Origin of the sequence: Mycobacterium sp. 852002-51971_SCH5477799-a, assembly GCF_001667145.1 — a bacterium.
In the GTDB taxonomy this organism is placed as follows: domain Bacteria; phylum Actinomycetota; class Actinomycetes; order Mycobacteriales; family Mycobacteriaceae; genus Mycobacterium.
This window is the reverse complement of the sequence record NZ_LZIF01000039.1, coordinates 23,110-34,934: the sequence shown is the minus strand read 5'-3', so window position 1 is coordinate 34,934 and position 11,825 is coordinate 23,110. Positions and strand designations below refer to the sequence as shown.

Below are 11,825 nucleotides of genomic sequence, written 5' to 3'. Positions count from 1 at the left end.
GCCGGTTCGCTATCCCGCGCGCCCGCTGCCACAATCACCGACGTGCTATTTCGCAACGTCGCCATCGTCGCCCACGTCGACCACGGAAAAACCACCTTGGTCGACGCGATGCTGCGGCAGTCGGGCGCGCTGCATCACCGAGGTGACGACACGGTCGAGCGCCTGATGGACTCCGGTGACCTGGAGAAGGAAAAGGGCATCACGATCTTGGCCAAGAACACGGCCGTGCATCGCAAGCATGCGGACGGAACGACGACCGTCATCAACGTCATCGACACTCCGGGCCACGCCGACTTCGGTGGTGAGGTGGAGCGCGGACTTTCCATGGTCGACGGCGTGCTGCTGCTGGTCGACGCCTCCGAGGGCCCGCTGCCGCAGACCCGTTTCGTGCTGCGCAAGGCCCTGGCCGCCCACCTCCCGGTGATCCTGGTCGTCAACAAGACGGACCGCCCGGACGCCCGGATCTCCGAGGTCGTCTCGGAGAGCCACGACCTGCTGCTCGACGTCGCATCGGACCTCGACGAGGACGCGCAGAAGGCCGCCGAGGCCGCCCTCGACCTGCCGACGCTGTACGCCTCGGGGCGGGCGGGCATCGCCAGCACGACCGAACCGGCCAATGGCGAGAACCCTCAGGGCGACAACCTCGACCCGCTGTTCGACGTTCTGCTCGAGCACATCCCGCCGCCGCAGGGCGATCCCAAGGCGCCGTTGCAGGCGCTGGTCACCAACCTCGACGCCTCGGCCTTCCTGGGACGGCTCGCGCTGATCCGCATCTACAAGGGCCGGATCCGCAAGGGCCAGCAGGTGGCCTGGATGCGCGAGGTGGACGGGCATCCGGTCATCACGAACGCGAAGATCACCGAACTGCTGGTGACCGAGGGCGTGGAACGTACGCCCACCGACGAAGCCATCGCCGGGGACATCGTCGCCGTCGCGGGCATTCCGGAGATCATGATCGGCGACACGCTGGCCGATCCGGACCACGCGCACGCGCTGCCGCGCATCACGGTCGACGAGCCCGCCATCTCGGTGACCATCGGCACGAACACCTCGCCGCTGGCGGGCAAGGTGAAGGGCCACAAGTTGACCGCTCGCATGGTGAAGTCGCGGCTGGACGCCGAACTCGTCGGCAACGTCTCCATCAAGGTCGTCGATATCGACCGGCCCGACGCCTGGGAGGTGCAGGGCCGCGGCGAGCTCGCGCTGGCGGTGCTCGTCGAGCAGATGCGCCGCGAGGGTTTCGAGCTCACGGTCGGCAAGCCGCAGGTCGTCACGCAGACAATCGACGGCAAGCTGCACGAGCCGTTCGAGGCGATGACCATCGACTGCCCCGAGGAGTTCGTCGGCGCAATCACCCAGCTGATGGCCGCCCGCAAGGGCCGCATGGAAGAGATGACGAACCACGCGGCGGGCTGGGTCCGGATGGACTTCATCGTGCCCAGCCGTGGCCTGATCGGCTTCCGCACCGATTTCCTCACCCTGACCCGCGGCACCGGCATCGCCAATGCCGTGTTCGACGGCTATCGGCCCTGGGCCGGGGAGATTCGGGCCCGCCACACCGGGTCGCTGGTGTCCGACCGCGCCGGCACGATCACACCGTTCGCCATGATCCAGCTCGCCGACCGCGGCCAGTTCTTCGTCGAACCCGGCCAGGACACCTACGAGGGCATGGTCGTCGGAATCAACCCGCGCGCAGAGGATCTCGACATCAACGTCACCCGCGAGAAGAAGCTGACCAACATGCGGTCGTCGACCGCCGATGTCATCGAAACGTTGGCCCGGCCGCTCGAACTCGATCTCGAGCAGGCCATGGAATTCTGTGCCCAAGACGAGTGCGTCGAAGTGACCCCGGAGATCGTGCGGGTGCGCAAGGTCGAGCTGGACGCCACCTCCCGGGCCCGCAGCCGGTCGCGCGCCAAGGCACGGGGTTGACATCGGGTGGTCGGACGGGCCGCTGTACGGCTGCTCGATACCCTGAGCAGCGTGCCGAGACGAGTCCGCCGTTGGTTGATGGTGCTCGCCGGCCTGATTTCGCTGGTCGGACTGGTTCTCTCGGCCTGCACCGTAAACCCGCCGCCGGCGCCGCAGAGCACCGATACGCCGCATAACTCGGTGCCAGCGCCGCCCCGGGTCAGCGAGATCATCATGGGCATCGACTCGATCGGGGCGGGCTTCAATCCGCATCTGCTGTCCGACCTGTCCCCGGTGAACGCGGCGATCAGCGCGCTGGTGCTGCCGAGCGCGTTTCGGCCGGTCCCCGACACCAACACGTCGACCGGCTCACGCTGGGAGATGGATCCGACCCTGTTGGTGTCGGCCGAGGTGACCAGTCAGAATCCGTTCACGGTCACCTACAAGATCCGGCCCGAGGCGCAGTGGACCGACAACGCGCCGATAGCCGCCGACGACTTCTGGTACCTGTGGCACCAGATGGTCAGCCAGCCCGGGGTCGTCGACCCGGCCGGCTATGACCTCATCACCGGGGTGCAGTCGCTGGAAGGCGGCAAGCAGGCAGTGGTCACCTTCGCCGAACCGTACCCGGCGTGGCGGGAGTTGTTCAGCGACATCCTCCCGGCGCACATCGTCAAGGACGTGCCCGGGGGGTTCGCCGCCGGCCTGGCCCGGGCGCTTCCGGTCACCGGCGGGCAGTTCCGCGTGGAGAGCATCGACCCGCAGCGCGACGAGATCCTGGTGGCCCGCAACGACCGCTATTGGGGGCTACCGGCGAAACCCGCGCTCATCCTGTTCCGGCGCGCCGGAGCGCCGGCCGCGCTGGCCGATTCCGTGCGCAACGGCGACACCCAGGTGGCGCAGGTGCATGGCGGCTCGGCGGCCTTCGCGCAGCTGTCCGCCATACCCGATGTCCGGACCGCCCGGATCGTGACGCCGCGGGTCATGCAGCTCACGCTGCGGGCCAACGAGCCCAAACTGGCCGACACACAGGTCCGCAAGGCGATCTTGGGGCTGCTCGACGTGGACCTGCTCGCGGCCGTGGGCGCGGGCAGCGACAACACCGTCACCCTGGACCAGGCCCAGATCCGCGCGCCGAGCGACCCGGGATACGAGCCGACCGCGCCACCGGCGATGTCGACGCCGGCGGCGCTGGCGCTGCTGGAGGGGGCCGGCTACAAGGTGGAACCCAACTCCTCGGCATCGCCCGCGCCTGCCCCGCCGAACACCGGGCCGCCCGAGGTCATCCGCGGGCGGATCAGCAAGGACGGCCAAGAGCTCTCACTGGTCATCGGGGTCGCGGCGAATGACCCGACCTCGGTCGCGGTGGCCAACACCGCCGCCGACCGGTTGCGCAACGTCGGCATCGCCGCGACCGTGCTGGCGCTGGACCCGGTCACCCTCTACCACGACGCGCTGAACGACAACCGCGTGGACGCGATCGTCGGCTGGCACCAGGCGGGCGGAAATCTGGCGGCCCGGCTCGCCTCCCGGTACGGCTGTCGCGCACTGGAATCGACCCAGGTGCCCGTTTCCAATGGACCGGCGCCCGCGCCGTCGGCCCCCGCCGGCCCCACGCCGTCCACGGGTCCGGCCGCGACGTCGACGACACCGACCACGACGCCGCCGCCCAGCCGCCCGGCCGATCCCAACGCCCTGGTGCAAGCGCCGTCGAACCTGACCGGGATCTGCGATCGCAGCATCCAGTCGAACATCGATGCCGCCCTCAACGGCACCAAGAACATCAACGACGTGATCACCGCGGTCGAACCGCGGTTGTGGAACATGTCCACCGTCCTGCCGATCCTGCAGGACACCACGATCGTCGGGGCCGGTCCGAGCGTGCAGAACGTCAGCTTGTCCGGCGCGGTTCCGGTCGGCATCGTCGGCGACGCCGGCCAATGGATCAAGACCGGGCCGTAACCCGCATCGTCAGCCGGCGGGCTCCGCCGCCCGGGGCGGAATCACGGTGTCGACGATCAGCGCCAGCTCGCGCCGGTTCGGTGGCGCACCGTTCAGCAGGAAGTGCTGGTTGATCAGAGCCGACCCGATGCGGGCGGTGAGTGGCGTGACGACCTTCGGATCGAGGTCGCCGTCTTCGATGGCGGCCTGCAGGATCGATTCCACGATTTTCATCCTCGGCCGCACCACCGCATCGGCGAAGATGGCCCGCATTTCGGGCTCGTGCAACAGCTGATGGATGACGTCCAGACCGGGGAAGCCGGTCTTGCCGGCCAGCAGGTCACGCTGGGCGGTGAACATCGCCAGCAGGTTCTCTCTGGCCGAACGGCCGGAACGCAGCTCGGGCAGCGGCGGGAGCGCGAAAACCAAAGCGGCGTGCACCAGTTCGCACTTCGTGTCCCAGCGCCGGTAGAGCGCGGCCTTGCCGGTGTGGGCGCGCGCCGCGATTCCCTCCATGGTCAGGCCCCCGTACCCGACTTCGGTCAGCTCGGCCAGGGTGGCCTCGTACAGCGCGCGTTCGAGGACCTCACCTCGCCGGCGGCTTCGGTTGCCGGTCTGGTCTGCGTCCGTGAGCTGGGGCACTCCTTGATAGTAGCCGTGCGCGTTCCTATCCGCCGAGGTCCCGGCGACACGGCCAGCCGACGGCCAACATAAGAAACGGTGCCGGACACTAAGCCCGGATGCCGACTCGCTCGCCGCTGACGGTAGGGTGCCGTCCATGCCTGAGACGCCGCGGCTGCTGTTCGTCCACGCGCACCCCGACGACGAGAGCCTCGGCACCGGTGCGACCATCGCGCACTACGCCGCCCGTGGGGCGGATGTCCGCGTCGTCACCTGCACGCTGGGCGAGGAGGGCGAGGTGATCGGCGAGCGGTGGGCCGAACTCGCAGTCGATCGCGCGGACCAACTCGGCGGCTACCGGATCGGTGAATTGACCGCCGCGCTGCGGGGGCTGGGCGTCAGCGAGCCCCGCTATCTCGGCGGTGCCGGCCGGTGGCGGGATTCGGGCATGCGTGGCACCCCCCAACGGCGCCGGCAACGCTTCATCGACGCCGACGAGCGCGAGGCCGTCGGCGCGCTGGTGGCCGTCATTCGCGAGCAGCGCCCGCACGTCGTCGTGACGTACGACCCCGGCGGAGGCTACGGCCATCCCGATCACGTGCATGCGCACCGGGTTACGGTGGCCGCCGTGGCGGCGGCCGCCCCGGGAGCCGGCGCCGCCGACTTCCCCGGCCAGCCCTGGGCCGCACCGAAGTTGTACTGGTCGGTCTTCGCGAAGCGCACATTCGAGGCGGCCGTGGCGGAGTTGACGCCCGAGGATCTGCGGCCGGAATGGTCGATCCCGCCCAAAGAGGAGTTCACCTTCGGCTACGCCGACGACGACATCGACGCCGTCGTCGAGACCGGACCGAAGGCGCTGGCGGCCAAGCGGGCGGCGCTGGCCGCGCACGCCACCCAGGTGGTGGTCGGGCCGACCGGTCGGGCCTGCGCGCTGTCGAACAACGTGGCGATACCGATATCGGGGGACGAGCATTACGTGCTCGCCGCCGGTGCCGCGGGAGAGCGCGACGAGCGCGGTTGGGAAACCGACCTGCTCGCAGGGCTTGGTTTCCCCCCTGCCTCGACGCGGTAAGCTGCCAATCAGGCAGCCACGGAAGGAATTCGCATGGACCCCGACCTGGACCCTAACCAGCAGCACTGGCAGGACCGGCTGGACAGCTTTCAGTGGGTTATCGGCTCCATCTTGTCCAACCTCGACAGCGTCCCGACCTGACCGAAACCAAGCCACGCGTCGCATCCGTCGACGACAGCGGTGCCACCGACCCCGCGATCCGTTTCGTCGTGTTGGCCCTCTTGGCGGTCGACGGGGTGCTCTCCGCTCTTGCCGGAGCTCTGCTGCTGCCGCTCTACATCGGTACGGTTCCCTTTCCCATCAGCGGGCTGGTCTCTGGACTGGTCAATGCGGCGCTGGTGTGGGCTGCCGGTCGCTGGACCGGATCGCCCCGCCTGGCGGCCTTGCCGTTGTGGACGTGGCTGCTGACGGTCGCGGTGATCAGCATGGGCGGACCGGCCGACGACGTCGTCCTGGGCGGCCGCGGCCTGATGGCATACGGGGCCTTATTGCTGCTGGTCCTGGGCGTCGTACCACCCGTATGGGTGCTATGGCGGCGCGGCCAGGGCGCCTGACGTCGAGCCGGGATGTCGCCCGCGTGCCCGCGCGGGTGTGCCGCTACTGTTGACAGTTGCCCAGACGGGACCCGCCAGCGGGTGCCACGATTTCACATGTTGGGACGCACGGATGAAATTCGATCGTGGGGAAGTTACACGAAGGTGCTGTTGACTCCGGGCGACGAGCCTACCGCTCTGCCCAACCCGGTGGTCCCGGGTAAGGCCTCCGTTGAGGTCAGCGCCTCGGCGCTGCGACGGGTACTGCGACGGGCTCGGGATGGCGTTGCGCTGAACGTCGATGAGGCGGCGGTCGCGATGACCGCGCGGGGCGCGGACCTCGCGGATCTGTGTGCCAGCGCGGCGCGGGTGCGCGACGCGGGTCTGGAGTCGGCCGGCCGGCGCGGCCCGGGCGGCGGGCTGCCGATCACCTACTCGCGCAAGGTTTTTATCCCGGTCACTCATCTGTGCCGGGACAGCTGTCATTACTGCACCTTCGTCACCGTCCCCGGCAAGCTGCGTGCCCAAGGGGCCGGCATGTATCTCGAGCCAGACGAAATTGTCGACATCGCCAAGCGCGGTGCCGAACTCGGTTGCAAGGAAGCACTATTCACCCTCGGCGATCGGCCAGAGGATCGCTGGCCGGAAGCGCGCGAGTGGCTGGAGGAGCGTGGCTACGACTCCACGCTGTCCTATGTGCGGGCGATGGCGATCCGGGTGCTCGAAGAGACCGGGCTGTTGCCGCACTTGAACCCAGGCGTGATGAGTTGGTCGGAGATGGCGCGGCTCAAGCCGGTGGCGCCGTCGATGGGCATGATGCTCGAGACCACATCGCGGCGGCTGTTCGAGACGAAAGGGCTTGCGCACTACGGTAGCCCGGACAAAGACCCGGCCGTCCGCCTGCGCGCGCTGACCGACGCGGGCCGGTTGTCGATACCATTCACCACCGGCCTGCTGGTCGGCATCGGCGAGACCCTCGCCGAGCGAGCCGACACCTTGCATGCGATCCGCAAGTCGCACAAGGAGTTCGGCCACGTGCAGGAAGTCATCGTGCAGAACTTCCGGGCCAAGGAACACACCGCGATGGCCGCCGTCCCCGACGCCGGCATCGAGGATTACCTGGCGACGGTGGCGGTCGCGCGACTGGTGCTCGGGCCCGGGATGCGCATCCAGGCGCCGCCGAACCTGGTTTCGCGCGACGAGTGTCTGGCGCTGATCGGTGCCGGAGTCGATGACTGGGGTGGGGTTTCGCCGCTGACGCCCGACCACGTCAACCCGGAGCGGCCGTGGCCGGCCCTGGACGACCTGGCCGCCGTCACCGCCGCGGCCGGCTACGAGCTGGTTCAGCGGTTGACCGCGCAGCCCAGATACGTTCAGGCCGGCTCTGCCTGGATCGACCCGCGCGTGCAGGGACACGTGACGGCGTTGGCCGATCCGGCGACCGGGCTGGCCCGCGACGTCAACCCGGTAGGGCTGCCCTGGCAGGAGCCCGACGACGTCGGCTCCTCGGGCCGGGTCGACCTCAACGCGGCGATCGACAGCGAGGGCCGCAACACGGAAACCCGCAGCGATATCGACAGTGCCTTCGGCGACTGGGAATCGATCCGCGCCCATGTCCACGAACTGGCCGCGCAAGGCGCCAAAGCGCCAAAACGCCTAGACACCGACGTGCTTGCCGCGCTGCGGTCCGCCGAGCGCGACCCGGCCGGCTGCTCCGACGCCGAATACCTGTCGCTGGCGACCGCCGACGGTCCGGCCCTGGAAGCGGTTGTCGCGCTTGCCGATACGTTGCGCCGCGAGACCGTCGGCGATGACGTGACCTTTGTGGTGAACCGCAACATCAACTTCACCAACATCTGCTACACCGGGTGCCGGTTCTGTGCGTTCGCGCAGCGCAAGGGCGACGCCGACGCATTCTCGCTGTCCACCGACGAGGTCGCCGACCGCGCGTGGGAAGCGCACGTTCAAGGCGCCACCGAGGTGTGCATGCAGGGCGGCATCGACCCCGAGCTGCCGGTGACCGGCTACGCCGACCTGGTTCGCGCCGTCAAAGCGCGGGTGCCGTCGATGCACGTGCACGCGTTCTCGCCGATGGAGATCGCCAACGGTGTGACCAAGAGCGGGTTGAGCATTCGTGAGTGGCTGACCAGTCTGCGCGAAGCGGGCCTGGACACCATCCCCGGCACCGCCGCAGAGATCCTGGATGACGAAGTGCGTTGGGTGCTCACCAAGGGCAAGTTGCCGACGTCGCTGTGGATCGAAGTCGTCAGCACCGCACACGAGGTGGGGCTGCGGTCTTCGTCGACCATGATGTACGGCCACGTCGACAGCCCGCGGCACTGGGTCGGCCACCTCAACGTGTTGCGTGACATCCAGGACCGCACCGGCGGTTTCACTGAGTTCGTGCCGTTGCCGTTCGTGCACCAGAGTTCACCGCTGTATCTGGCCGGCGCGTCGCGTCCTGGGCCCACCCATCGTGACAACCGGGCGGTGCATGCGCTGGCGCGAATCATGTTGCACGGCCGCATTTCTCAAATCCAGACCAGCTGGGTCAAGCTCGGCGTCGAGCGCACGCAGGTGATGCTCAACGGTGGCGCCAACGACCTGGGCGGCACGTTGATGGAGGAGACCATCTCGCGGATGGCCGGTTCGGAACACGGCTCGTCCAAGACGGTGGCGGAGCTGACCGCGATCGCCGCGGGCATCGGTCGCCCGGCGCGGCAGCGCACTACCGACTACACGCCCCTGGCCGCGTAGTTCGCATTCTTGTCACAGGCGGCGGGTATACCCGAAGCTGTGAAGCGACGAATCGACGACGATCGATTTCCCGAGTGGGCACCGTTCGTGGATGCGGTACGCAGGCACGGGCCCGACGCCGGCACCTGGTGTGAGGCCTGGACCGTACGCGACATCGTCGTGCATCAGGCCGGAAACGCCGAAGAACTCGCGCGTGTGCTCGGCGGCCACCTGAACGGTCAGCCCGTGGCCACCCGCAACTTCGAGGAGCGCGAGGGCCCGTTACGCGCCTTGAACGACGCGGATCTGTGGGACGCGCTGTTGGACCGGATGGCCATCCTCAACGAGGTCGCGGTGGCGGCCGAAGGAGTGCCCTCCGACACCGATGTCGCCTGGACGGGGCGCACCATGAAGGTCCCCTGGTTCGCCGAGCACATGCGCGAAGAGCTCGTCCTGCACAGCTGGGACATCACCGGCGACGAGCCGGCCGCCCAGTCCCGGCTGGCCGAGCGCTGGATGACGACCCACAGCGTCGTCGCCGTCGGCAAGCCATTGTTGGCGAAAGGGGCCAAGCTGTTGAGCCCGGGAGAGCGCGTCGAGGCTCGGCTGCGAGCCGACGGTACCGACGACGTTGTCCTGGCCGCCGATCCGACTCAGGTCACCATCGGCCTCGCCGAACCGGAAGGCCCCGCCACCCTGGAAACCGACGCCGCCGCGCGCGTGCTGCTCTTGTGGGGCCGTCGGCCAGCCGATCCATCTCGGATTCGCAGCCGCGCCGGGGCCGAAGCCCTAGGTCGGGTGCGCAGACTGCTCAGCGGGTACTGAGCAGTCCGCGCGGGTCGGCCTAGTAGTTGTTACAGACGACCGCGACCTGCTGGATGGTCCCCATGAACGCCGCGGCCTGCGGCATCGCCTGAATCTCCTGCTCCATCTGCACGCGCTTCGCCGGCGGTGCGGCGAGGAACTTGCGCAAATAGCTCTGGGCGACCGGCGACTGGTTGAATTGCGCGGCAGTGGCCGGGTCCGTCGCGTTGAGCGCGGCCATGACTTGCCCGTAGTTGCAGGTGGTGTCGGTGACCGGGTCGGCCGATGCGACCCCGGCCGCGGCGGTCAACGCCACTGCTGCGCTGCCAACCGCAACGCCCAATTTGCTCAACGACAGCCTCATGTGTGGAACCCTTCCCCAATTAATGCACCGCGCTTGGGCGGTGACATCTGCCAAGCGGTTGCCGGCTCTCGACCGAGATTACCAGGCCCCGCGAGGGTGCTTGTGACGCAACGGATATCGAAGGTTGCCGCTGGGCCGTTACTCTATGCAGGTCAGCCGCTTGTTCACGCCGTTCGCGCTCGGCGAAAAGGGGTCGCCTCGCGGGGTCCGAGACTGACGGTCTTAAATCGGTGAAACGACAGGCGCGCCAAATAGTTGACCTGTATCTGCAACGTCTAGTATCAGTAACCGAAAGCTTCACCGGAAGCGGTCGTACGCGCCGGTGCGAGCTGAACACCAGCCCACATTTCAGCCCACGAGATGGCCTAAGTACATGGAGGAGACGTCTGTGACGTACACGATCGCCGAACCCTGTGTCGACATCAAGGACAAAGCCTGTATCGAGGAGTGCCCGGTCGACTGCATCTATGAAGGCGCTCGGATGCTTTACATCCACCCCGACGAGTGTGTCGACTGCGGGGCGTGCGAGCCGGTCTGCCCCGTCGAAGCGATCTACTACGAAGACGATGTGCCGGACCAGTGGAGCCAGTACACGCAGATCAACGCCGACTTCTTCGCCGAGCTGGGCTCGCCCGGCGGCGCGGCCAAGGTCGGTATGACCGAGAACGATCCGCAAGTGGTCAAGGATCTGCCACCGCAGGGTGAAGGCGACTGAGCGGCCCGGTGCCCCACCAGCTCAAAAAGCGCCGGCCGGCGGTGTCGGCGTTCCTTCCGGAGTTCCCCTGGGACACCCTGGCCGGCGCGAAAGCGCTGGCCAGTGCCCATCAGGACGGGCTCGTCGACCTGTCTGTGGGCACCCCGGTCGATCCGGTCGCTCCGGTGATCCAGGAGGCGCTGGCCGCGGCCGCTTCGGCGTCGGGGTATCCGGCCACCGCCGGCACCGCCCGGCTGCGGGAATCGGCGGTCGCCGCGCTGTACCGCCGGTTCGGCATCGCCGGGCTGACCGAGGCGGCCGTGCTCCCGGTGATCGGCAGCAAGGAGCTGATCGCCTGGCTGCCAACGCTGCTGGGCCTGGGACCCGCGGACGTGATTGTGGTTCCGGAGCTGGCGTATCCCACCTACGACGTCGGGGCCCGGCTGGCCGGGGCGCGGGTGCTGCGCGCGGATTCACTGACCCAGCTGGGCCCGCAATCGCCGTCGCTGTACTACCTGAACTCGCCGAGCAATCCGACCGGCCGCGTCTTGGGCGTCGATCACTTGCGCAAAGTGGTCGGATGGGCCCGCGACAGGGGTTGCCTGGTGGCCTCCGACGAGTGCTATCTGGGGTTGGGCTGGGACAATCAACCGCTGTCGATCCTGCACCCCTCGGTGTGCGACGGCGACCATACGGGCTTGCTCGCGATCCACTCCCTGTCGAAGAGCTCGTCGCTGGCCGGCTACCGGGCGGCCTTGGTCGCCGGGGATTCCGAGCTGATTGCCGAGCTGCTGGCGGTGCGCAAGCACGCCGGGATGATGGTGCCGACGCCGGTGCAGGCGGCCATGGTTGCCGCCCTGGACGACGACGCCCACGAGCTGGCGCAGCGGGAGCGCTACGAACGGCGCCGTGCGGCACTGCTGCCCGCGCTGCGTGCGGCCGGCTTCGCCATCGACCATTCCGAAGCCGGCCTCTATCTGTGGGGCACGCGCGGCGAGCCGTGCCACGACAGCGTCGCCTGGCTGGCGCAGCGTGGCATCTTGGTGGCGCCCGGTGATTTCTACGGCCCTCGCGGCGCGCAGCACGTGCGGGTCGCGCTGACCGCCGACGACGAACGGATCGCCGCCGCAGTGCAGCGACTCTCCTAGC

10 protein-coding genes are annotated in these 11,825 nt (G+C 68.5%); 8 read left to right on the top strand and 2 right to left on the bottom strand.

The window, feature by feature from the left end; translation table 11 throughout:
* Positions 1-42 precede the first annotated feature (42 nt).
* Together typA and A5753_RS03685 are read left to right on the top strand one after the other, a co-directional pair.
* Positions 43-1,932 carry a translational GTPase TypA gene (gene typA / locus A5753_RS03690; protein ID WP_067123552.1) on the top strand — a complete coding sequence of 630 codons (1,890 nt, stop codon included), beginning with the start codon at positions 43-45 and terminating at the stop codon, positions 1,930-1,932.
* Positions 1,933-2,010: 78 nt separating this feature from the next.
* Positions 2,011-3,873 (top strand): ABC transporter family substrate-binding protein, encoded by a 1,863-nt coding sequence (locus A5753_RS03685; protein WP_197694579.1) that lies wholly within the window; start codon positions 2,011-2,013, stop codon positions 3,871-3,873.
* A 9-nt stretch (positions 3,874-3,882) separates the two neighbouring features.
* Here A5753_RS03685 and A5753_RS03680 read toward each other — a convergent pair whose 3' ends face one another.
* Positions 3,883-4,494, bottom strand: a complete 612-nt coding sequence (locus tag A5753_RS03680; protein WP_067123548.1) for a TetR/AcrR family transcriptional regulator — start codon at positions 4,492-4,494, stop codon at positions 3,883-3,885.
* 136 nt (positions 4,495-4,630) lie between these two features.
* On the opposite strand from A5753_RS03680, the gene mshB reads away from it, so the two are divergent.
* The 4 genes from mshB to A5753_RS03660 all read left to right on the top strand — a co-directional run bounded on the left by mshB (position 4,631) and on the right by A5753_RS03660 (position 9,639).
* Positions 4,631-5,545, top strand: coding sequence for an N-acetyl-1-D-myo-inositol-2-amino-2-deoxy-alpha-D-glucopyranoside deacetylase (gene mshB, locus A5753_RS03675; protein WP_067123547.1), 915 nt, complete (start codon positions 4,631-4,633; stop codon positions 5,543-5,545).
* A gap of 92 nt (positions 5,546-5,637) precedes the next feature.
* Complete coding sequence (locus tag A5753_RS03670) at positions 5,638-6,099, top strand: hypothetical protein (protein ID WP_067123545.1); 462 nt, start codon at positions 5,638-5,640, stop codon at positions 6,097-6,099.
* Between the two features lie 96 nt (positions 6,100-6,195).
* Entirely contained in the window at positions 6,196-8,835 is a 2,640-nt protein-coding gene (locus tag A5753_RS03665) for a bifunctional FO biosynthesis protein CofGH (RefSeq protein ID WP_156655928.1), read from the top strand.
* Positions 8,836-8,874: 39 nt separating this feature from the next.
* A complete protein-coding gene (locus A5753_RS03660; protein WP_067123541.1) occupies positions 8,875-9,639 on the top strand; it encodes a maleylpyruvate isomerase N-terminal domain-containing protein in 765 nt (254 codons plus the stop codon).
* 19 nt (positions 9,640-9,658) lie between these two features.
* Here A5753_RS03660 and A5753_RS03655 read toward each other — a convergent pair whose 3' ends face one another.
* Complete coding sequence (locus A5753_RS03655; protein WP_067123539.1) at positions 9,659-9,982, bottom strand: hemophore-related protein; 324 nt, start codon at positions 9,980-9,982, stop codon at positions 9,659-9,661.
* Positions 9,983-10,370: 388 nt separating this feature from the next.
* On the opposite strand from A5753_RS03655, the gene fdxA reads away from it, so the two are divergent.
* Together fdxA and dapC are read left to right on the top strand one after the other, a co-directional pair.
* Entirely contained in the window at positions 10,371-10,697 is a 327-nt protein-coding gene (gene fdxA / locus A5753_RS03650; RefSeq protein ID WP_007773662.1) for a ferredoxin, read from the top strand.
* A gap of 41 nt (positions 10,698-10,738) precedes the next feature.
* Positions 10,739-11,824, top strand: coding sequence for a succinyldiaminopimelate transaminase (gene dapC / locus A5753_RS03645; protein ID WP_156655933.1), 1,086 nt, complete (start codon positions 10,739-10,741; stop codon positions 11,822-11,824).
* Position 11,825: the final 1 nt, after the last annotated feature.